Raw genomic sequence first — 21,569 nt, forward strand, 5'->3', positions numbered from 1 at the left:
ATGGCCTTCCAAAACGCACTTTAACGCCGTGTCACCACCATGTGGATGCCGCCTTCGGGCTGGGTGGTGAGTTTCTGCACCGGCCACGGGTCGTTCGCTCCTTCCGCCATGTCGAAGCGGAAACGATGGAGCAGGACGGCCAGCGCGATGACCGCTTCCTGCAGCGCAAAGGTCGCACCAATGCAGATGCGCGGCCCCGCACCGAAGGGCAGATACTGGAACCGGTCTATGGCATCGCGGTTTTCCGGCCAGAAACGCGACGGGATGAACGCGTTCGGTTCATCCCACAAGGCGCGGTGGCGGTGCAGCGTCCAGGGCATGATCAGTACCGTAATATCCTTGGGAATGATCACGTCGCCATAGCGGTCTTCCTCAACGGCTGCCCGGTTGATGGAAGGCGCGGGCGGATAAAGCCGCATTGCCTCTTCAAACACGGCACGGGTCCTGGGCAGCAATGCAAGCCACTCCTTCGGGTGGGGAACGGATTTGCTCCCCAGTATCAGGTCGATTTCCGCTTCCACGATTCTGCGCTCTGCCGGCGCGTTGGCGAGGCAGAAAAGCGCCCAGCCAAGTGCCCGCGCAGTGGTTTCGTGGCCTGCGCCGATAAAGGTGATGATATTGTCTTCAATTTCCTGCGGCGACAGCCCGTCCGGCCCTTCCGCACGCAGCAGCAAGGTAAGAAAGTCCTCCGGTACGCTCTCCGCTTCCCGCAGCATTTTCCCGCGCCGCTGGTCGGCGGTATCGCGCACCAGGCGGCGGAATTTCTCCAGAACCCCGAGCCCGCGCAACCGGATCAGCCGCGGCACCCAGGAAGGCGCCTTGATCAGATCCAGCGGATCGACGCGGCCCATCGTGTTGAGCAACTGGTTCACGTCATCGGCAAAACTCTCGGTCTGTCCGGCGATTTCGCCGGAAAACAGGGTTTCCGCCAGAATCTCGAAGGTAAGCTCCGTCATGTCCTGGCTGATTTCGTGGACATCATCATCGCCCCCGTAGCGCTGGCAAAAGGTTTCACAGGTTGCAAGCATCGAGGCGGCAAACCCGTCGATGTGCCGGGGCGTGAAGACCGGCGCCATTGCCTTGCGGGATCGCTTCCATACCTCGCCTTCCGCCGTCAGCAATCCCTCGCGCAGGATCGGCCGCAGGATGAGCTGGCGGATCGTTGCCATGCGGTAGTTTTTTGCATTGTCGACCAGCACATGGCGGATCAGGCCTGGATCGTTGACGATCAGCGTGCGCTCATTGAGAAACCGCGTCAGAATGTGCGGCTTGGTATAGGACGGTACACCCCACAGCTCGAGCGGATTTCTGAGCACCGTTCGTATGACCTCGAACATCGACGGAATCTCCGTGCGGGGCGCAGGATGGGGCGGTATGAAAGGCTCTGTGCGGGCATCCATGAGAGCATTGCCAGGGTGTTGGGCGGTTTTTCGCCAGGCATCTGATAGCGCCGTATTGTGGCGGTTTTCCACTTGCCCGGCAATGCAGGCCTGCCATGGCGCCCAGGCCCCGGCCGCGGCCGAAAAAGAAGGCTCGCCGATTTGGTTTTTTGGGCCAAAGAGCCTATATTTTATCGAGGGAAAATGCCGCGATTCGAAGTGCTGCGTCAGACGGCACAAAGGGCGGCAAAATAGGCGGCAAAACCTGGATAATCTTGTATGAGCGATACTCCGCAGACGCCGGACGAAACCCCTGGTGGGGACACGCCGAATGGCGACTATGGCGCCGAATCGATCAAGGTCCTCAAGGGCCTCGACGCAGTGCGCAAGCGCCCCGGCATGTATATCGGCGATACCGATGATGGCTCCGGCTTGCACCACATGGTCTATGAGGTGGTCGACAACGGCATCGACGAGGTACTTGCCGGCCATGCCGACCGGGTGACGGTGACGCTCAATGCCGATGGGTCGGTAACGGTTACCGACAATGGCCGCGGCATTCCCACCGGCATCCACAAGGAAGAGGGGATCTCGGCTGCCGAGGTCATCATGACCCAGCTTCACGCCGGCGGAAAATTCGACCAGAACTCCTACAAGGTTTCCGGCGGGCTTCACGGTGTCGGCGTTTCCGTCGTCAACGCGCTTTCGATCTGGCTGAAGCTGACCATCCGCCAGGACGGCAAAGTTCATGAAATGAGTTTTACCCATGGCGTCGCCGATGCACCGCTGGAGGTGACCGGTGACTGCCCGAAGGAGGAAACCGGTACTGAGGTTACTTTCAAGCCGTCGCCCGAAACGTTCACCATGGTGGAATTCGACTACAAGACGCTCGAACACCGCTTGCGTGAACTTGCTTTCCTTAACTCGGGCGCCCGCATCCTCCTTACCGACCGGCGCGGCGCGGAGGCGGTAAGCGAGGAGCTGTTTTACGAAGGCGGATTGCAGGAATTCGTTCGCTATCTGGACCGCAACCGCACCGCCCTGATCGAAAACCCGATTTATCTGAATTCGGAAAAAGAAGGCATCACCGTGGAGGTGGCGCTGTGGTGGAACGATTCCTATCACGAGAATGTGCTGTGTTTTACCAACAACATTCCCCAGCGCGACGGCGGCACGCACCTTGCCGGATTTCGCGGCGCGCTGACCCGTCAGGTTACCGGCTATGCCGATACTTCCGGCATCCTGAAAAAGGAGAAGGTTTCCCTGACCGGCGATGACTGCCGGGAAGGGCTGACCTGCGTGCTTTCGGTCAAGGTTCCCGATCCGAAGTTTTCCTCACAGACCAAGGACAAGCTGGTCTCTTCCGAAGTGCGCCCGGCGGTGGAAGGCCTCGTCAACCAGCTGCTTTCGGAGTGGTTTGAGGAAAACCCGGCCGATGCCCGCACCATCGTCTCCAAGGTCGTTGAGGCGGCAGCCGCCCGCGAAGCTGCCCGCAAGGCCCGCGAACTGACCCGCCGCAAGGGCGCACTCGATGTTTCCTCCCTGCCCGGAAAACTGGCGGACTGCCAGGAACGAGATCCGGCGAAATCCGAGCTCTTTCTGGTGGAGGGTGATTCTGCCGGTGGTTCGGCCAAGCAGGGCCGTTCGCGCGCCAACCAGGCGATCCTGCCCCTGCGCGGCAAGATTTTGAACGTCGAGCGCGCACGTTTCGACAAGATGCTGTCGAGCCAGGAAATCGGCACGCTGATCACGGCGCTCGGCACCTCGATCGGCAAGGACGAGTTCAATATCGACAAGCTGCGCTACCACAAGATCATCATCATGACCGATGCCGATGTGGACGGCGCCCATATCCGCACCCTGCTGCTGACCTTCTTCTTTCGCCAGATGCCGGAACTGATCGAGCGCGGCCATGTCTTCATCGCCCAGCCGCCGCTCTACAAGGTTACCCGCGGCAAATCCTTCCAGTACCTGAAGGACGAGCGTGCCCTGGAGGAATATCTGATTGAGGGCGGGCTCGATGAGGCCAGGCTTGAACTTGCCAATGGCGAGGTGCGCACGGGCGAGGATCTGCGCGCTGTCATTGCCACTGCACTGTCCTTTCGCGCCTCCCTTGGCGCCATTCATTCGCGCTATAGCCGGGATGTGGTTGAGCAGGCTGCAATCGCCGGCATTCTCAATCCTGAACTGATAAGCGACACCGAACGTGCCCAGGCTGCCGGTGACTATGTGGCAAAACGGCTTGATGCGATCGCCGAGGAGACGGAGCGCGGCTGGACAGCCAAACTGATGCCCGACGGGGGCCTGTCCTTCGAGCGCGTGGTGCGCGGGGTCAAGGAAGCTGCACAGATCGATATGGCACTGATCGGCTCCGCCGATGCCATGCGCCTCGATGAACTGGCGCCCAGCCTGCAGGAGGTTTATGCAACGCCGCCCGTATTCTACCGCAAGGAGGACAGCCAGACGATTACCGGGCCGCGCGCGCTGCTGGAAATGGTGTTCGAGGCCGGCCGCAAGGGCGTCTCGCTGCAGCGTTACAAGGGGCTTGGCGAGATGAACCCGGACCAGCTTTGGGAGACGACGCTCGATCCCAACGAACGTACCCTGCTGCAGGTCAAGGTCCATGACGCCACCGATGCCGACGAATTGTTCTCCCGCCTGATGGGCGATGAAGTCGAACCGCGCCGTGAGTTCATTCAGGATAATGCCCTCAGCGTAGCCAACCTGGACATCTGACGGAAAACCGGCGCAACTTGACAACGCCGGTGATGCGACCTATCTGCGCACCGGGTTTCGGACACCCGCCGTCCGCAGGGCCGCCACGCCGGTCCTTGGTGAAGTTCCGTTGATATTTCGTTCTGGCAACCTGCCGTCCAGTACATGTGGCAGGCTGCAACGCGGGCACCAGCCGGGGCGTCCAGCCCTCAAGCCGCATGTCTGGCAGCGCTTCACCGCATATTTGCGGTGGGCGGCAACGCATGGGTGTTCAGATGAAACATACGATTGAAAACCTTAAAGATCAGGCCCGCCGCCTGCGCAATGCGATGGCGCAATCCGGTGAAACCGTCAGCCATTCGCAATCCCTTGAGCTCGTTGCGCGCCAGCACGGCTTCCGTGACTGGAACACCGCGCATGCAGCCTGCGGCAACCGGCAGGCGGGGCCGCCGGTTCATGTCGGGCAGATCGTCGGAGGCAGCTATCTCGGGCAGCCGTTTACGGCCGAGGTCATTGGGATAAACGCACAGGCCGCTCATGGCCGCTATCGCGTTGAGCTCGACCTTGCCGAGCCGGTGGATGTTGTGACGTTTGACAGTTTTTCAAATTTCCGCCGCCGCGTACAGGCAACCATCAACCGAAATGGTTCGACTACCGAAAAGACTTCGAACGGCAAGCCGCAGCTTGCTCTCGATCTTTGCTGACTTTGGTGTACCCGTGTGAGGGCGGTTATTCCGTCCTCACACCTGCGGGGTAATGGCATCCAGCAGTTCCTGCCCGCTCATCTGCGGTGACTTGCCGTTTGCAAAGGCTAGCCTGACCAGCTGTGTGATCTTCTCATTGGCGGGCGTGGCGATTTTCAGCTTGTCGCCTTCCTCGGCAATGCGTCCGTTGAGATAATCGATCTCCGGCTCACGGCCCTTTTGCAAGTCCTCCCACATTGAGGAACGCGCATTGTCGTCCATCTTCATCATGCTGCCGGCAACCAGTTTGAATACCGGGTCGGGCAGGTTGAGGATGGAAGGAATGTATTTCGGGCTGACCTTGCCGATTTTTGCCGGTTCGATGTCTTTTGCCCGCATCACCGCCAGCGCCTCTTCCACGCAGGCCGCCAGGACCTTGCGGTAGTTGCGCCGCTCCAGCTGCTGTTTCAGCGGCAGGTCGGAAAGCACGTTGATGGCGTTGTTGAGGTTGAGGCACAATTTGCCCCAAAGCACCGCCTTCATGTCCGAGGCGATGGTGGTCGGGATATGGCTTTGCTTCAAAAGCCGTGCCAGCTGGTGCGAGGCAGGATGCTTGCCCAGCACAAGGCCTGCATCGGTGGCACGGTGAAAGCGCGCCTTTTCCATCCACAGCGCGTTGAAGGCAACCATGCCGGCAACCACCGGATAGCCCTTCAGTACCTCACGCAGAACATCCGTATTGCCGACACCGTTCTGCAGGCTGTAGATCACGGTTTCCTTGTTCGCATGCCGGGCAATTTCCTCTGCCGCATGGCGCGTATCGGTGCATTTGACCGTCAGCAGAATGACATCGCAATCTGCCACCGCTCCAGGATCGAGAGAATAGGGCACCTTGTCTGCCGCAATGGTCTCATGGCGCCCGTCAAGGTCGGATACGGTGAGCCCGTGCGCGGCAATTTCACTGCCCACCTGCTCGCGCCCGATCAGCACGACATTATTGCCGCGTACCAGCAGCGAGCCGCCGATCAGGCAACCGATCGATCCCGCCCCGAATACAGCTATGCGCATGCCATGCCTCCTCTGCCGCTCGCAGGGTTGTTACCAATCGTCGCTTCCGCCTGGGGGCCAAGTGTTGCACAATTCCCTGATGCCACAAACCGGATTCAGCCCATGACTGCGCACATCCACATCCTGCTTTTTGCACCGCTTGCTGCATTGCTCGCTTTGACGCTGCCTGCTTTCGCCCAGCAAGAACAGCGCGCCGGCGAAAGGCGCATTTATGAGCTTCTGGTCGATGCGAAGGCCGTGGGCGAGGATTTCGAGCAGACCTTCGGCGATCCGCGCGGCCATGAGTCGGCGCCGACCAGCTATTGGCAGGGCAATCAGGGCAGTTTTGGCCGTTGGAAAGTGGCGAACGGCCAGTATTGCTCCCAGTGGCCGCCCAATGAAGCCTGGTCCTGCTATGATGTGTTCTGGTCAGCCGAAGGCGGGCAGACAACCATTGTCTGGGTTTCCTCGGGCGGCGAACGCTACGTGGCGAAGGTAAAACCAAAAGAATAGCATGTTCCGGAAATGCACTTAAAAATTGAGTATCTTCTGGCCGTTTACTTTCGGTTAACCACTTCCCCCCTACTGTTACGGTAACAATTGCCACAGATGTCACAACAAGCGGCAACACACGATGATCCAGCCTGCGCTGAAGTTCGAGACCAGAAACCTGGCCGAGAGAAAAACGCCTGCGAACGCGTTCGATGGTTCGGAACAACGCAGATCCAGGCGCGACCCGGCCAATGATCTGAGCGAAATCATCCTTGATGGCCGCAAATTCGGCGTCGCCTGCCTGATCCATGACATATCCGAAGGTGGCGCCCGCCTTGAAGTTTCCTGTGGCGAACTGCCAAAACGCTTCGTACTGGCCAACTACACCCGGCGCACCAAGACGTTGTGCCGCCTGGTCTGGCGCAAGAACCAGATCATCGGGGTCAACTTCCTGACCAAGCCGCGGCCCTTTTCCATCGACGAGCGTCTGTAGCATCCTGCAGAATTCGCATCGGCCCGAGATGTGGCCATGGCGCATTTGGCGCAGCTTTGGCGCTTTTGGCTACTGGCCTTTGCGCGTTACCGTCCTAACCTGAACAGTCAGACGAACCAACAGGTCCTGCAGGGGAGGCTAGGCGATGGATGCTCCTGAAGCCGTCAGCGGTTACCAGATTTCAAACCGCAAGATCGATCCGTCGCGGCGCATGCCCGTAAAACCGGATGGATCGCCGGATGACAATGACCGGGTTGAAATCGGCCCGACCGCATTGGCTTTCGAGGAATGGGCAGCAGCCGGCCTTGAGCCCCCCAATCTGGCAGCAATGCGCCGCTTCCGCCTTGACCGCCTGGTAGCGGAAATCAACAAGCGCGATTATGCGGGCCTGTTGATGATGGATCCGCTCAACATCCGCTATGCCACCGACAGCACCAATATGCAGCTTTGGAACGCTCACAATCCGTTCCGCGCCTGTCTGGTATTGGCGGACGGCTACATGGTGCTTTGGGATTACAAGAATTCGCCGTTTCTGGCCGATTTCAATCCGCTTGTACGCGAGGTACGCGGCGGCGCGTCCATGTTCTATTTCGGCACCGGCGACAAAACCGACAGTGCGGCAGACAGCTTCACCGGCGAAATACAGTCCCTGATGCGCGACCATGCGGGCGAAAACCGGCGTCTTGCCGTGGACAAGATCATGGTTGCGGGCCTCAAGGCGCTGGAACAGCGTGGCATTGAGGTGATGGAGGGCGAAGAGGTCACCGAAAAAGCCCGGGTGATCAAGGGCGAAGAGGAAATCAAGGCGATGCGCTGTTCGGTCCATGCCTGCGAACAGGCAGTCGCGGCAATGGAGAGGGCTGCCGCTCCCGGCATGACGGAAGACGATGTCTGGGCGGTTCTGCACGCCGAAAACATCAAGCGGGGCGGGGAGTGGATCGAGACCCGGCTTCTGGCATCAGGCCCGCGCACTTATCCCTGGTTTCAGGAATGTGGTCCGCGGGTGATCCAGAACAATGAAATCCTGGCTTTCGATACGGATCTGATCGGCACCTATGGCCTTTGTGTCGACATTTCCAGAACCTGGTTTCTGGGCGATGGCGAACCGACTGATCTGATGAAGAAATACTATCAGATCGGCTATCAGCACATCATGGAAAACATGGCATTGCTGAAGCCCGGCGTGCGGTTTGACGACCTCGTCTTCAAGGGCCACCAGCTTCCCGACTATCTGGTTGAAGGCCAGTATGGCTGCCGCATGCATGGCGTGGGCCTTTGCGACGAGTGGCCGTTGATCGCCTATCCGCAAAACCATGTGCCCGGCGCCTTTGACTACGAGCTCGAGGCCGGAATGATGTTATGCGTGGAAGCCCTGATCGGGTCGGAAGATGCCGGTTTTTCGATCAAGCTGGAAGATCAGGTGCTGGTCACCGAGGACGGGTTTGAAAATCTGACCAGTTATCCTTATGACCGGAAATTCCTGAGTTAGGATTTTACCACCCGTTTTTGCTCAATGCTTCTGACAAACGGAATCAGACTGCCTCCCGCGTTCATTTTGCGTTCAGATACAGGCCGTATTTTTGCCCTTCTTGGGTGGCAGTTTCCGCGCCATTGGGTGTACCCTGCACCTGCATCATTAAGGCATGGAGTTCGACCATGCCGCATAACCAATCGATACCGGGGCTGTTTCATGAAAAAAGCTGTAATTCTGGCGAGCGCGATGGCGCTCCTCACCGCCTGCCAAACGCCAACCGATCCGCTGACCGGCCAGCCGCAGCGCAACAACACCGCCGGAGGCGCGGCGCTCGGCGCTGTTGCAGGCGCGGTAACCGGCCTGCTGATTGCCAAGGACAAAAAGGGCGATGATCAGCGCAAGGCTGCCCTGATCGGCGCAGGTGTTGGCGCGCTCGTGGGCGGCGGCATCGGCAACTACATGGACCGCCAGGAGCAGGAACTGCGCCAGCAGCTGCTCAATTCAGGTGTCAGCGTCACCCGCGCCGGCGACCAGATTATTCTGAATCTGCCGGGCAACGTCACGTTTGCCTCCGACAGTGCCGATCTCAACCCGAACTTCATCGGTGTGCTGGATTCGGTCGCCATCGTGCTGAACAAGTACCCGCAAACCCTGCTCGATATCGATGGTCATACGGACAATACCGGCAGCGCCGAATACAACCAGCAGCTTTCCGAGCGCCGCGCTGTTTCGGTGGGAACTTACATCTCCCAGCGTGGCATCGATCCGCGCCGCCTGCTGATTGTCGGCTTTGGCGAAACACGGCCAATTGCCGACAACTCGACCGATTTCGGCCGCCAGCAGAACCGCCGCGTCGAGATTCGCATTTCGCCGTTGCGCCAGTAACTGCTGCAGCAGCGTTCACAGCGTTTTGTTTGTTGGAAAAACTGCTTCCAGCTAATCAGGACACGCTCTGGGTTGAACAGCCGGGGACGTGATTGGTCCTGGAAATATCTCCGCCGGCCCAGGAAAGCACTTTCGGGTCCATGACCTGAAACCACAGCGGCGGAATGGCCGCCAGCACATAGCTTCCCGGATAACCGCTGGGCAGGCGCGGCAGTTCATCAAAGTTTCTCAGGGTCTGATAGGGGCGCAGCGGATTGGCGTGATGATCGGAATGGCGCTGCAGGTGAAACAGCATCAGGTTTGATACGATGTGGTTCGTGTTCCAGGAATGGCGCGGTTCACAAGGCGCATACCGCCCATTCGGCAGTTTCTCCCGCAACAATCCGTAATGCTCCACATAATTGGCAAACGTCAGTTGCAGCCATCCGACGAGATGGTGAAGGAGCAACAGGGGAAGAACCGCAACCCCCAGCCACGCGATAAGCCCCCCGGCGATTACCGCGGTAATGGCGCCGGCCTGCAGAATATCGTTGCGCCAATGCAAGAAAGGCAGCCCCTTGCGCGCCAGCCGCTCACGTTCCAGGGCAACGGCACGTCGGGCCGCTCCCGGTATCTCACGCAGGGCAAAGCGGTAGACACTTTCGCCCATTCGGGCTGAAGCCGGGTCTTCCGGCGTTGCCACTTTCACGTGATGGCCCCGATTGTGTTCGATGGGAAAATGGCCGTATCCGGTCAGTGCCAGAATGGCCTTGGCGCCCCACTGGTCTGCCCGGCTGGGCTTGTGTCCCAGTTCATGGCCGACGGTGATTCCCGCTCCCGAGGCAGCGCCCGTGCCCAATACCAGCGCCACCATGGCCCACCATGGCGTTGCTTCCTGCATGGCCGCATACATGGCCGCAAGAAACCCCGCATAGAAGACCGGGATTGATGCAAACAGCAGCATTCGATAATAGGGATCAGCGGCAAGCGCCTCGACCACCGCTTCCGGCGGATTGTCGTTGTCTTCGCCGAACCAGGCATCGAGCAGCGGAACGGTCATGAAATAGAAAACAAGCGGAAACAGTGCCCACAGCGGGTTCCCCGCCCAGACCATGGCAATGGCGCCGACAAGCGGCACTGACGGCGACAATACCGAGAGTATCCAGAGCCACCGCTTGGTGTCCTGGTATTCGACGGTTTCGCCATTTTCAGATCGTGCGATAAAGATCATCTGGGGAGGCTATCATTGCCCCCGGCACCTGCCAACGCCCGTCTTTACGTGGAGCAGGTGCTTGGCGCGGTAAATTGGTTAAAGGTGTAAGGGCGCAGTTCTCAGCGCTGAACGAGCTGGTAATCTTCGGCCCGCTCAAGCCCTGCAATGGCGTTGGAAGACAGGGAAACGGCCACTTCCGACTCGGTCAGGCTGGTGTTCTTCGCGTCAATGTAGACGGCATAGTTCTGGTCGCTCAGGCCGACAAGCAACTCCTCCACATCACCATTTTCATCAAGATAGGCATCCTCGACAAAACCAACCAACTCGCCTTCGGCAGAGTGGACCGGCATGCCGAGCCAGGCATCATTGAGCTCATGTTCCTCTTCGAAATCCTCGAACTGTTCGAAGCGATTGTCGAGGGGCGCGCTTTGTGGAGCGTAGGCAAGCGCAATCGGCTTGTCGAACAGGGCGTACTCGCTGGCTGCCGCCGTTTCCGCCGCCGAAAATGCCCCGGCGGTCATGGTCGATGCGATTACAATGGCTGCTGCAAGTTTGTTGTTCATCGGTTTAAAAGGCGTTTGCCTTCTCCTGTTTGCCTCTTTGAAACGTTCTCGCGGTGCGGAAAGTTCCCTTTTCATGTGACAAACATGCCGGTTTTGATGGCCGCAGGCTGTGCGATTCCGCACAGGGGAGAAAATAACGAATTAAAACAATTGGATAATTGGGAGTGGCGGAGACCTTGGGAGAAAGCTCGAACCCGGAGGGTTCGCAAGGCGAAGAGCCGCCCGAGCGTATGCGAGGCCCCGCCTGGAGCGACGCCCGCAGGGCGACAGCGCGAAGTCAGAAAATGGCGGAGAGACAGGGATTCGAACCCTGGAGACGGTTGCCCGCCTACACGCGTTCCAGGCGTGCGCCTTCGACCACTCGGCCACCTCTCCGTTGTGTTTTTTGACCCGGTTTTCTCCGGGGGTCGAAGAAAAGCGCACGCCTTTCCTTATCTGAATCGGCCCGGCTTGCCGGGCCGTGGGCGCCTTCGACCACTCGGCCACCTCTCCGTTGTGTTTTTTGACCCGGTTTTCTCCGGGGGTCGAAGAAAAGCGCACGCCTTTCCTTATCTGAATCGGCCCGGCTTGCCGGACCGTGGGCGCCTTCGACCACTCGGCCACCTCTGCGGCTACAGGCCTGCAATGCACACCATGCAACCGGCGGCACTTATACAAATATCCGAAGCCGGTTCAAGCGCGGAGTTTGGCAGATGATGAAGTCTCGCATTGCGTTGCACGCGGCGGCGCGGGATTGCCCACGAAACCGGCTTTGACGGAAAATTGTAAAGGAACTGACGGCGCCCGATGCGGGGTGCATTGCACAAGCCTGCCCGCCACCCTATTTTCCAGCGCAAGAAGGAAGCAAGATGCTCAAATCGCTGTCTCGTGTTCTGGCTCTTTTCGCGCTGGCACTGGCGCTGGTAACCGCGGTGCTCGACATCACGCGGTCTATTGCCGATTCGTCCCTCGTCATGACCCCGCTCGGGGTCGACTGGTTCAACCTGTCGCCGTCGACGCTCAATCTTGCGCAGGCAACGATTCAGCGATATGTCCACCCCTATGTCTGGGATCCCGTGATCCAGACAATTTTGCTCGCGCCCAGCTGGGTGGTGTTCGGCATATTGTGGCTGCTCTTTGCCCTGGCCGGGCGTCAGCGCAAATTGCGGCTGCAGGACCGCTATGGCGACTAGAGCGTGTCCGGTTTAAATGGAAGCAGTTTGCATGGATGGATTTTTCGTTTCTGGCAAGGAGAACACCGCAGCGCGGTGCCTTGCCACCTCGCGAGGATTTCGACGAAGCCAGAACGCAAAAGACACCACAGCCGGGCACTTAACATCATGAATGTATCGGGTTTTCTGCAATCGTTTGAACCTGGTTCCTTGCCGAAGACCAAACTCCCGGCGCTCAAACGGTTCCATTTAAGCCAGACACGCTCTAGATCCAGCCTGGTCTGATCATGGGCGGCATGAGGGAGTTTCGCCATGTTCCTGATCAACATGCTTACCAGGAAGATGAAGCTGCCCACGGCGCAGGAAGCCCTTCCCGGCCGCAGTGAACCCCTGCTCACCGCCGAAACCCACTTCGTCAACGGCAATCCCCTGAAGGGCCTTATCCCGACCATCTTGAATCAGCGGTGTTCGGCCTTGGCTGTTTCTGGGGCGCAGAGCAGCTTTTCTGGCAAACGCCCGGCGTCTGGGTGACCGCGGCAGGTTATGCCGGCGGTTTCACCCCCAATCCGACCTATCAGGAAACCTGCAGCGGCATGACAGGCCATACCGAAGTGGTTTTGGTGGTGTTTGACCCGAAGAAAGTCACCTATGAGGAATTGCTGGCCCTGTTCTGGGAAAGCCACGACCCCACCCAGGGCATGCGGCAGGGTAACGACAATGGCACGCAATACCGATCAGCCATCTTCACCTTGTCTCCGCAGCAATTGCGGGCAGCCCTTGCAAGCCGCGAGCGCTATCAGCAGGCCCTTGATGCCGCCGGCAGGAAAGACAAGATTACCACGGAAATCCGCGAAGCACCGGAGTTCTATTTTGCCGAGGAATACCACCAGCAATATCTGGCCAAAAACCCGTCGGGCTATTGTGGTATCGGGGGAACAGGCGTGAGCTGCCCGGCAGCACCGCAAAACTGACGAATTACCGGAGTTACAGGTCGCCTATCGCGCCCGGCGCACCCGCACCACCACATCGACGGAGGCGATTTCCATGCCTTCCGGTGCGGTCGGCAGGTTGACGATCGAAACCCCGGTCTTCGGCATGTCCACCACTTCTTCGGTATCTTCCAGGTAGAAGTGGTGATGATCGCCGGTATTGGTGTCGAAATAGGTCTTCGAAGAGTCGATGGAGATCGCTTTCAGCAGGCCGGCCCGGGTAAATTGGTGCAGCGTGTTGTAGATCGTGGCAAGCGATACCGGCACTCCGGCCTGGCCTGCTTCATCGAACAGGATTTCCGCCGAGATATGCCGGTCGCCTTTCCCAAACAGAAGGTCAGCGAGCGCCATGCGCTGACGTGTCGGCCGCAACCCCGCCTCGCGCAGCATTTTGCAGGTGCTGTCGCACCCCGCACATGCCTGCTCTGCATGGCAGAAAACACCGTCACCGGGCATTGTTTCATTCCGTTTCATGTATGGTTCCCTGCTAGCCATTGTGGCCAAACCGTCCACTGCATGTCACACTTGGCATATCACGCCTGACCGGCAGCTCTAACCACCACCGCCCGCAGGCGCCGGGAGTTCGAAGAGCCACGCCCTGCCGTCAGTATATAATTCCCGGCGCCCCTAATCGCAATAGATTGCCGCCTGCGGCCGATTGCCAGAGCGAGCAAATTCCAGGAGCGGCAGTTCGAGCACGCAGCAAGTTGCAATATTGTGCAATTTCCCGGAATCAACTGGAGGGAAAAACTCGCCAAACTTCCTTTGGTTTTTGAAAATTTCCTGTGTTAAGACGGCGCAAATGTGGAGGAAACCTGTAGCGGGGCGAAATGGCCGAAAAACAATCGAGTTACACCTACGAGGAATTGCTGGCTTGCGGACGCGGAGAACTGTTCGGGCCAGGTAATGCGCAGCTTCCTGCCCCGCCAATGCTGATGTTTGACCGCATTACGGAAGTTTCTGAATCCGGCGGTGCCCATGGCAAGGGGTGTATCCGCGCCGAACTCGATGTCAAACCCGACCTGTGGTTTTTTCCCTGCCATTTCATCGGCAACGAGATCATGCCGGGCTGTTTGGGCCTTGATGCGCTTTGGCAGCTCACAGGTTTTTATCTTGGCTGGCTCGGCCTGCCGGGCTACGGCATGGCGCTGTCGACCGGCGAGGTGAAGTTCAAGGGAATGGTCACGCCGAAGACCAAGCTGGTCGAGTATGGCGTCGACTTCAAACGGGTCATGAGTGGCCGGCTAAACCTCGGTATTGCCGATGGCTGGCTGAAAGCCGATGGCGAGCAGATTTACACGGCATCCGATCTCAAGGTTGGCCTGTCGAAAGAAAAGGCTTCCTGAGGCAGATTGCCCGCCTGGCGAACTGGCCGGAAAAGCCGGCTTAAAAATGCGCTGCCGCAAGGCGCCGTGAAACCGAGCAGAATGGGAAACGACATATGAAACGTGTGGTTGTCACCGGAATGGGGATCGTCTCCTCGATCGGCAACAATACCCAGGAAGTACTGTCTTCCTTGCGTGAGGCGAAGTCCGGTATCCGGCGGGCCGATGATTATGCCCAGTACGGATTCCGCTGCCAGGTGCATGGCGAACCCGATCTCGACCCTTTCGAGGTGCTCGACCGGCGCACGGCGCGCTTCATGTCCAAAGGCACTGCCTGGAACTACATCGCCATGCAGCAGGCAATTGCCGATGGCGGGCTGGAAGAAGGTGACATCATCAACCCGCGCACCGGCATCATCATGGGTTCGGGTGGTCCATCAACCCGCACGATTGTCGAAGCGGCCCAGACGACCATCGAGAAGGGCCCAAAGCGCATCGGCCCCACTGCCGTGCCCAAGGCCATGAGTTCGACCGCTTCTGCGGTGCTGGCGACCCAGTTTGAAATCAAGGGCGTCAACTATTCCATCTCTTCGGCCTGCGCCACATCCAATCACTGCATCGGCAATGCCTATGAGACCATTCAGATGGGCAAGCAGGACATCGTCTTTGCCGGTGGCTCGGAGGATCTCGACTGGACCATGTCCAACCTGTTCGACGCCATGGGCGCGATGTCTTCGAAATTCAACGACACGCCGCAAACAGCTTCCCGCGCCTATGACGCCAGCCGCGATGGCTTCGTCATCGCCGGGGGTGCCGGTGTGCTGGTGCTGGAAGAGCTTGAACATGCAAAGGCACGCGGCGCGAAAATATATGGCGAGATCATCGGCTATGGTGCAACGTCGGACGGCCACGACATGGTGGCGCCCTCCGGCGAGGGGGCTGCGCGCTGCATGCGGATGGCGCTGGAAACGGTGGATGCCAAGGTGGACTATATAAATCCCCATGCCACTTCGACCCCGGTGGGTGATCAGAAGGAGATCGAGGCGGTTCGCGAAGTGTTCGGCGATAATTGTCCCCCCATCTCGGCCACCAAGTCGCTGACCGGACATTCGCTGGGTGCCACGGGCGTTCAGGAGGCCATCTACTCCATGTTGATGATGAACAACGGTTTCATCTGCGAGAGCGCTCACATCGGCGAGCTCGATCCGGAGTTCTCCGACATGAACATCGTCCGCAGCCGGATGGACGATGTGTCGCTCGATACCGTTATTTCCAATTCCTTCGGCTTCGGCGGCACCAATGCCACCCTCGCAATGCAGCGCTATCACGGTTAGGAGTTGAGTGATGGACGGACTGATGAAGGGCAAACGCGGCCTCATCATGGGGGTTGCCAACGATCATTCGATCGCCTGGGGCATTGCGAAAAAACTGGCCGAACACGGCGCCGAGCTTGCCTTCACCTATCAGGGCGAGGCTTTCGGCCGCCGGGTAAAACCGCTGGCAGAAAGCGTTGGCGCGAAACTGCTGCTGCCCTGTGATGTGGAAGATATCGAAAGCGTCGACAAGGTGTTCGAGACACTGGCCAGCGAATGGGACAGTCTTGATTTCGTGGTCCATGCCATCGGCTTTTCCGACAAGAGTGAGTTGAAAGGGCTTTACGCCGACACCACGCGTGCCAATTTTTCGCGCACCATGGTGATTTCCTGTTTCTCGTTTACCGAACTTGCCAAACGCGCAGCCGGCCTGATGAAGGCGGGCGGTGCGATGCTGACCCTCACCTATGGCGGGTCGACCCGGGTCATGCCCAACTACAACGTCATGGGGGTTGCCAAGGCGGCGCTGGAGGCAAGCGTGCGGTATCTGGCAACCGATTTCGGACCCAAGAACATCCGTGTCAATGCGATCTCCGCTGGCCCGGTGCGAACCCTTGCCGGTGCAGGCGTTGCCGACGCCCGCATGATGTTCAACTACCAAAAGCAGAACGCGCCCCTGCGCCGCACTGTCGACATCGACGAAATCGGCGGTTCCGCGCTTTACCTGCTGAGCGATCTGTCTTCCGGCGTTACCGGTGAAATTCATTTCGTCGATTCAGGCTATTCCACCATTTCCATGCCCGATATTGCCAATCTGAAGGCGATGGATGCAGCCATGGACAAGGAATAGGAATTATCTTGCATACCCTTGTCCGGCTCTTCTTCCATTCGCTGCCGGATTGATCCAGATCAAAGTGCTTGCCCTCCAGCAGTGTCAGTCTGACACTGCGAGCAATGGAGGCATGAACGATGACCTTTTTCAGCCGAGTCGGCGCAAATCTTGATCTGATGCAGGAAATGTTCCGTCAAACGGGGGCACTGGACAAGGCTTTGTCGGGAAATGCCAACATTGCCTGCAGCAATGCTTCCTCCCTCAGACAGGCGGTCCACCGGTGCGCTTCTTGCGACAGTGTGGCCGCCTGTCAAAGGTGGCTTGAGCTGGGCAGCGAAGACGCATTGCATGACCGCACGCCGCCGGCATTCTGCCCCAACAGCGCCCTGCAGGCCCAATTGAAGCGGATTTGAGCTCCAGTACGCTGGAACGCTACTACCGTACAGCCTTGAAAACCTTGTAGCCTTCTTCTTCAGCCAGTTTTTCAACGCGGCTGAAGCACTTTGTCAGCGTTTCCTCATAGGGGAGCGTGCGGTTGGCAACCATAAGCAGTTTGCCGCCTTTGACGAGACAGTTTGCCGCCTTTTTGATGAAAGCCTGGCCGATGTCCGTACGGGCCTGGCGGCTGCCTGCATGGCCCTGATGAAAAGGCGGGTTCATGACAACCCAGTCAAAACGCTGGCTGACAGGCTCAGCCGTAAGGTCCAGCCAGTGAAAATTCGCGGCCAGGCTGGAGCACTCTGAAAGCAGGGTCCTGGCAGCATCAAGCGCCAGATAGTCGGCTTCAAACAGATCGAGCGAGGCAATCTCGCCGCCTGCCTTTGCAACCTGCCGGGACAGATATCCCCAGCCGGCCCCGAAATCGGCTACCTTGCCCGATATTTCGCCGGAAAAGTGCCCGGCCAGCAATCGCGAGCCGGAATCCGGCCCGGCGGCGGAAAAAAGGCCCGCATGGCTGTTTTCCTGCGGGGTTTTCCCGAATGTCTCTGGCAGAGGGGTTTCCCCGCGCTGCATTAGCACGCACAGGGCATGATATTTTGAAAACCGTTGCCGGATTCCGAAGGCTTTTGACAGCTGTTTGGCAAATCCCTCGACACCAGACCGCTTTTCCCCGCAAATGAGGATCTGGCCGCCCGGCTTGACCATTTCCCAGGCCCGTCGGAAGCCCTGTTCATTTGCCGCCCGCGACCGGCTGGCAAAGAGCATTGCATGGTCGAACGCGGTGCCTTTTTCCAGTTGCGCTACGGCGTTGTAGCCGGCCTGCTGCAATTCCAGAAAAAGCGGCCTGAAGCCCTGTTCGCAATGCATCACAGCGCGGAACAGGCTGTTGTTGAACCCTGCTTCGTCGATCGCGGTGGCGGGCAGGGTATGGGCGTTGAACACGGCCCATTGCTCGCCGGATTGCGGGGCGATGGCAAAATCCCGTTCGAAACCGGCAATCAGGGCATGGCGGAAATCACGCGGCATTGGCTCACCAAGGGTTGGGCGCAACAAAGATGGAGCACATCAAGAGTGGCTCAATCCGCCTTGGACAGGGGCGAGCTGCCCGCATGGGTCAACCGGCGTAGGGCACGGCCGTATTGGCCGGATCGCTGGTAAAGTACTCGATACGGCGCTGGATTTCGCCAAGATCGGCTTCCGCCCGGCCGATCTCCCGGTTCCAGTCGCGGATATCCTGGCGGTGGCGCCGGATTTCCCGTCTGGCGTCGTCCTGGTCGACCTTGCCCTTGCTGATCTTTTCTTCAAGATCGTCAATCGAGTACTCTGCCGAGCGGATGCGGCCTTCCAGATTGCGGATATTGCCCTTCGTGCTGCTTTCCTCAAGTCCAAGCCGGTAGCCGCTCAGGAAGCCGGCCTCCAGCTGGGGCGGGCAGACATTGTGATAGGCGCTGCCGGACTGGCCATGGGAAAGTCCGCGAAGCGGCGTGCAGAATTTCAACAGGCCGCGCTGATAACCTTCGTTCCAGGCGGTCTGGTCCGGCACCACATTTGCCCGTTCACAGGACTTGGCATGATTGCCAAACCGCTTTTGCGGGTCCCGGCCCTCCGATCCGTCCTGTTCGCCGATGACGCGCCAGTCGGCGGCGATGCATTCATCCTTCGACAGCGTCTGGCAGGAAGCCAGGAGCAGCGAAACGGCAAGCAACAGAAAGGCGGAAACGGCAAGGCGCATGAATTACCCCCAGAACAAACATATCAAGGCTGCCCCGCCTGTTTCCTGCCATCCCGCGTGCGCACAAGCAACAAAAAAGCTGGCCAACAAAAAAGGCCGGGTTGCCCCGGCCTTTCAGAACGAAATCGCTTGTGCGATCAGTCGTCGTCTTCATCGTCGTTGGCCGGCTTTTCTCCGGCGGTGATTTCCTCGCCGCTTTCCTGATCAACGACCTTCATCGACAGGCGAACCTTGCCGCGGTCATCAAAGCCCATCAGCTTGACCCAGACCTTGTCGCCTTCATTGACCACATCGGTGGTCTTGGCGACGCGCCCCTCGGTCAGTTGAGAGATATGCACCAGGCCGTCGCGGGCGCCGAAGAAATTGACGAAGGCGCCGAAATCGACGGTCTTCACCACGGTTCCCTGATAGATTTCGCCGACTTCCGGATCATCGGTGATGGAGCGGATCCATTTGACCGCAGCTTCGATCTCCTTGGCGGCGGAAGAAGCGACCTTCACCGTACCATCGTCCTCAATGGAGACCTTGGCGCCGGTCTTCTCGACGATTTCGCGGATGACCTTGCCGCCTGAACCGATCACTTCGCGGATCTTGTCGGTAGGAATCTTGAAGCTCTCGATGCGCGGTGCAAATTCGCCCAGCTCTGCACGGCTGGCTGACAGCGCCTTGGACATTTCGCCCAGAATATGGACGCGGCCACCCTTGGCCTGTTCCAGGGCGACTTCCATGATTTCCTTGGTGATGCCGGTGATCTTGATGTCCATTTGCAGCGAAGTGATGCCGTCTTCGGTGCCGGCAACCTTGAAGTCCATGTCGCCGAGATGGTCTTCATCGCCCAGAATGTCCGACAGTACGGCAAAATCATCGCCTTCCTTGATCAGACCCATGGCGATGCCGGCAACCGGCGCCTTCAGCGGCACGCCTGCATCCATGAAGGCAAGCGATGTGCCGCAAACCGTGGCCATCGAGGAAGAGCCGTTGGACTCGGTAATCTCGGAAACCGCCCGCAGGGTATAGGGGAATTCCTCATGGCTGGGCAGCACGGCGCGAACCGCCCGCCAGGCAAGCTTGCCATGGCCGACTTCGCGGCGCGAGGTGAAGCCGATACGGCCGGTCTCGCCAACCGAATAGGGCGGGAAGTTGTAATGCAGCAGGAAGTGTTCCTTGTAGGTGCCGGTCAGCGCATCGATGAACTGTTCGTCATCCGATGTGCCAAGCGTTGCAACCACCAGAGCCTGGGTTTCGCCACGGGTAAACAGCGCCGAACCGTGCGCACGCGGAAGGATGCCCACTTCGGCTTCGATCGGGCGCACTGTCGAAAGGTCACGGCCATCGATACGCTTGCTGGTCTTGATGATCGAACCGCGCACGACCTGGGCCTGAACGCTTTTGAAAACGGCAGAAAGCGTGTTGGCCTCTTCCGAGGTTGCATTCTCATCGAGAAAGGCTTCCTTTGCTTTTGCCTTTGCCTCGTCAAGCGCGGCATACCGGTCCTGCTTGTCGGAAATCTTGTAGGCTTTTTCGATATCCTTGCCGACCAGCTTGATGAGTTTTCCCTGCAGGTCGGAATGGTCCGGCACAATGTGCTCGCGGGGTTCCTTGGCAGCCTTTTCAGCCAGCTTTGAAATCGCCTCGATAACCGGCTGGAACTCTCCATGACCGAACATGACGGCGCCGAGCATGGTCTCTTCGGAAAGTTCGTTGGCTTCCGATTCAACCATCAGAACCGCGTCGGAAGTGCCGGCAACGACGAGATCGAGATCGGATTCGGGCATTTCGTCGATATTCGGGTTGAGGATGTATTCGCCGTCGATATAGCCGACCCGCGCGCCGCCGATCGGGCCCTGGAAGGGAACGCCGGAAAGGGTCAGCGCCGCGGAGGTGGCGATCATGGCAACGACGTCCGGGTTGTTTTCCAGGTCGTGGGAAATGACCATGCAGGTCACCTGGGTGTCGTTCTTGTAGCCGTCGGCAAACAGCGGCCGGATGGGCCGGTCAATCAGGCGGCAAACCAGAATTTCGTTTTCCGAGGGGCGTGCTTCGCGCTTGAAAAAGCCGCCGGGTATCTTGCCGGCCGAATAGGCTTTTTCGATGTAGTTTACGGTGAGCGGAAAGAAGTCGAGGTCCGGCTTGGCGGTTTTTTCCGACACGACGGCGCACATGACGGTCGTTTCGCCATAGGTGGCGATGACACAGGCATCGGCCTGGCGGGCAATCTTGCCGGTTTCCAGCGTCAGGGGGCGGCCGCCCCATTCGATTTCGATTGAGTGATGGTCAAACATGTATCTTGTCCTAGATTCGGGATGGATTCCGGCCGTAACAGGTTTCGGAATCAGTCCCGGTCCGTGCTGTTCTGGCACCCGCGGCAAGACAACGAGAAACCCGGCATCCCCGGATATCTGGTAATCCTGCCCCAATTTACGGAAGCCGGTTGTTCACGATGGCGGCTGGCACGGTTTCAGGCCTCCATCATGAAACAGGCGGGCCGACAGGGCCCGCCCGGATACGTCAGCGGCGCAGGCCGAGACGCTTGATGATGTCCTGATAACGTTCCTCTTTGACGCCCCTTACATAGTCGAGAAGGCGGCGGCGCTGGGAAACCAGTTTCAGCAGGCCACGGCGGGAATGGTTGTCCTTCTTGTGGCCCTTGAAGTGCTCGGTCAGGTTGGTAATGCGTTCGGTAAGAATCGCGATCTGTACTTCCGGCGAACCCGTGTCACCGTCTTTGGTGGCGTACTCCTTGATGAGTTCCGCCTTGCGTTCGGCAGTAATCGACATCGTCTTTTCCTTGTTGATTGCGGCACTGCATCGTGCGCAGCGCCTGTGTTGTTCGCCGCCCGCAGCCGGGATGTCGTCCAGCAGG

Annotated in this window: 20 protein-coding genes, 1 tRNA gene and 1 pseudogene; 12 read left to right on the forward strand and 10 right to left on the reverse strand. The window is 58.9% G+C overall.

Annotation, left to right across the window (positions count from 1 at the left end; all coding sequences use genetic code 11):
• Positions 1 to 20: 20 nt before the first annotated feature.
• Entirely contained in the window at positions 21 to 1,400 is a 1,380-nt protein-coding gene (locus tag BVL55_RS00865; RefSeq protein ID WP_075997789.1) for a cytochrome P450, read from the reverse strand.
• A 258-nt stretch (positions 1,401 to 1,658) separates the two neighbouring features.
• On the opposite strand from BVL55_RS00865, the gene gyrB reads away from it, so the two are divergent.
• Together gyrB and BVL55_RS00875 are read left to right on the forward strand one after the other, a co-directional pair.
• Positions 1,659 to 4,115, forward strand: a complete 2,457-nt coding sequence (gene gyrB / locus BVL55_RS00870) for a DNA topoisomerase (ATP-hydrolyzing) subunit B (protein WP_075995322.1) — start codon at positions 1,659 to 1,661, stop codon at positions 4,113 to 4,115.
• Positions 4,116 to 4,369: 254 nt separating this feature from the next.
• A complete protein-coding gene (locus BVL55_RS00875; RefSeq protein WP_156892372.1) occupies positions 4,370 to 4,798 on the forward strand; it encodes a glyoxalase superfamily protein in 429 nt (142 codons plus the stop codon).
• Between the two features lie 36 nt (positions 4,799 to 4,834).
• Here the strand turns inward: BVL55_RS00875 and BVL55_RS00880 are convergent, their stop codons facing one another.
• Positions 4,835 to 5,845: a 2-dehydropantoate 2-reductase gene (locus BVL55_RS00880; protein ID WP_075995324.1), complete on the reverse strand. Its 1,011-nt coding sequence runs from the start codon at positions 5,843 to 5,845 to the stop codon at positions 4,835 to 4,837.
• Between the two features lie 102 nt (positions 5,846 to 5,947).
• On the opposite strand from BVL55_RS00880, the gene BVL55_RS00885 reads away from it, so the two are divergent.
• The 4 genes from BVL55_RS00885 (at position 5,948) to BVL55_RS00900 (ending at position 9,168) form a co-directional block, all read left to right on the forward strand.
• On the forward strand, positions 5,948 to 6,337 hold the full coding sequence (locus BVL55_RS00885) for a hypothetical protein (RefSeq protein ID WP_075995325.1): 390 nt from the start codon (positions 5,948 to 5,950) through the stop codon (positions 6,335 to 6,337).
• 121 nt (positions 6,338 to 6,458) lie between these two features.
• Complete coding sequence (locus BVL55_RS00890) at positions 6,459 to 6,809, forward strand: PilZ domain-containing protein (RefSeq protein WP_083649288.1); 351 nt, start codon at positions 6,459 to 6,461, stop codon at positions 6,807 to 6,809.
• A 145-nt stretch (positions 6,810 to 6,954) separates the two neighbouring features.
• Complete coding sequence (gene dddP / locus BVL55_RS00895; RefSeq protein WP_075995326.1) at positions 6,955 to 8,298, forward strand: dimethylsulfonioproprionate lyase DddP; 1,344 nt, start codon at positions 6,955 to 6,957, stop codon at positions 8,296 to 8,298.
• A 201-nt stretch (positions 8,299 to 8,499) separates the two neighbouring features.
• Positions 8,500 to 9,168, forward strand: a complete 669-nt coding sequence (locus tag BVL55_RS00900; protein ID WP_075995327.1) for a YiaD family glycine zipper/OmpA-like lipoprotein — start codon at positions 8,500 to 8,502, stop codon at positions 9,166 to 9,168.
• A gap of 55 nt (positions 9,169 to 9,223) precedes the next feature.
• Here the strand turns inward: BVL55_RS00900 and BVL55_RS00905 are convergent, their stop codons facing one another.
• The 3 genes from BVL55_RS00905 to BVL55_RS00915 all read right to left on the reverse strand — a co-directional run bounded on the left by BVL55_RS00905 (position 9,224) and on the right by BVL55_RS00915 (position 11,298).
• Positions 9,224 to 10,378 (reverse strand): alkane 1-monooxygenase, encoded by a 1,155-nt coding sequence (locus tag BVL55_RS00905; RefSeq protein ID WP_075995328.1) that lies wholly within the window; start codon positions 10,376 to 10,378, stop codon positions 9,224 to 9,226.
• A 101-nt stretch (positions 10,379 to 10,479) separates the two neighbouring features.
• Entirely contained in the window at positions 10,480 to 10,923 is a 444-nt protein-coding gene (locus BVL55_RS00910) for a PRC-barrel domain-containing protein (protein WP_075995329.1), read from the reverse strand.
• A gap of 285 nt (positions 10,924 to 11,208) precedes the next feature.
• Positions 11,209 to 11,298: transfer RNA gene (locus BVL55_RS00915), tRNA-Ser, on the reverse strand.
• Positions 11,299 to 11,771: 473 nt separating this feature from the next.
• Between BVL55_RS00915 and BVL55_RS00925 the strand changes: the two genes are divergently transcribed.
• Both BVL55_RS00925 and msrA read left to right on the forward strand, forming a co-directional pair.
• Positions 11,772 to 12,095 carry a hypothetical protein gene (locus BVL55_RS00925; protein ID WP_075995331.1) on the forward strand — a complete coding sequence of 108 codons (324 nt, stop codon included), beginning with the start codon at positions 11,772 to 11,774 and terminating at the stop codon, positions 12,093 to 12,095.
• A gap of 291 nt (positions 12,096 to 12,386) precedes the next feature.
• Positions 12,387 to 13,045 (forward strand): annotated as a pseudogene (gene msrA, locus BVL55_RS00930) (peptide-methionine (S)-S-oxide reductase MsrA).
• Positions 13,046 to 13,069: 24 nt separating this feature from the next.
• Here the strand turns inward: msrA and irrA are convergent.
• The gene (gene irrA / locus BVL55_RS00935; protein WP_075997791.1) at positions 13,070 to 13,453 is read right to left on the reverse strand and encodes an iron response transcriptional regulator IrrA; all 384 of its coding nucleotides are present in this window, start codon (positions 13,451 to 13,453) and stop codon (positions 13,070 to 13,072) included.
• Positions 13,454 to 13,893: 440 nt separating this feature from the next.
• On the opposite strand from irrA, the gene fabA reads away from it, so the two are divergent.
• The 4 genes from fabA (at position 13,894) to BVL55_RS17300 (ending at position 16,946) form a co-directional block, all read left to right on the forward strand.
• Positions 13,894 to 14,409 carry a 3-hydroxyacyl-[acyl-carrier-protein] dehydratase FabA gene (gene fabA / locus BVL55_RS00940; protein WP_075995332.1) on the forward strand — a complete coding sequence of 172 codons (516 nt, stop codon included), beginning with the start codon at positions 13,894 to 13,896 and terminating at the stop codon, positions 14,407 to 14,409.
• A 95-nt stretch (positions 14,410 to 14,504) separates the two neighbouring features.
• Entirely contained in the window at positions 14,505 to 15,722 is a 1,218-nt protein-coding gene (gene fabB / locus BVL55_RS00945) for a beta-ketoacyl-ACP synthase I (RefSeq protein ID WP_075995333.1), read from the forward strand.
• 10 nt (positions 15,723 to 15,732) lie between these two features.
• On the forward strand, positions 15,733 to 16,551 hold the full coding sequence (fabI, locus tag BVL55_RS00950; RefSeq protein WP_075995334.1) for an enoyl-ACP reductase FabI: 819 nt from the start codon (positions 15,733 to 15,735) through the stop codon (positions 16,549 to 16,551).
• Between the two features lie 167 nt (positions 16,552 to 16,718).
• Positions 16,719 to 16,946 carry a DUF6455 family protein gene (locus BVL55_RS17300; RefSeq protein WP_428977290.1) on the forward strand — a complete coding sequence of 76 codons (228 nt, stop codon included), beginning with the start codon at positions 16,719 to 16,721 and terminating at the stop codon, positions 16,944 to 16,946.
• A gap of 22 nt (positions 16,947 to 16,968) precedes the next feature.
• On the opposite strand, the gene BVL55_RS00960 is transcribed toward BVL55_RS17300, so the two are convergent.
• The 4 genes from BVL55_RS00960 to rpsO all read right to left on the reverse strand — a co-directional run bounded on the left by BVL55_RS00960 (position 16,969) and on the right by rpsO (position 21,484).
• The gene (locus tag BVL55_RS00960; RefSeq protein ID WP_083649290.1) at positions 16,969 to 18,000 is read right to left on the reverse strand and encodes a class I SAM-dependent methyltransferase; all 1,032 of its coding nucleotides are present in this window, start codon (positions 17,998 to 18,000) and stop codon (positions 16,969 to 16,971) included.
• 88 nt (positions 18,001 to 18,088) lie between these two features.
• The gene (locus tag BVL55_RS00965; RefSeq protein WP_075995336.1) at positions 18,089 to 18,706 is read right to left on the reverse strand and encodes a DUF2799 domain-containing protein; all 618 of its coding nucleotides are present in this window, start codon (positions 18,704 to 18,706) and stop codon (positions 18,089 to 18,091) included.
• A 137-nt stretch (positions 18,707 to 18,843) separates the two neighbouring features.
• Positions 18,844 to 20,988 (reverse strand): polyribonucleotide nucleotidyltransferase, encoded by a 2,145-nt coding sequence (gene pnp / locus BVL55_RS00970; RefSeq protein WP_075995337.1) that lies wholly within the window; start codon positions 20,986 to 20,988, stop codon positions 18,844 to 18,846.
• A gap of 226 nt (positions 20,989 to 21,214) precedes the next feature.
• Complete coding sequence (rpsO, locus tag BVL55_RS00975) at positions 21,215 to 21,484, reverse strand: 30S ribosomal protein S15 (protein WP_075997793.1); 270 nt, start codon at positions 21,482 to 21,484, stop codon at positions 21,215 to 21,217.
• Positions 21,485 to 21,569: the final 85 nt, after the last annotated feature.

The sequence above is a fragment of the Salaquimonas pukyongi genome (assembly GCF_001953055.1).
Lineage (GTDB): Bacteria > Pseudomonadota > Alphaproteobacteria > Rhizobiales > Rhizobiaceae > Salaquimonas > Salaquimonas pukyongi.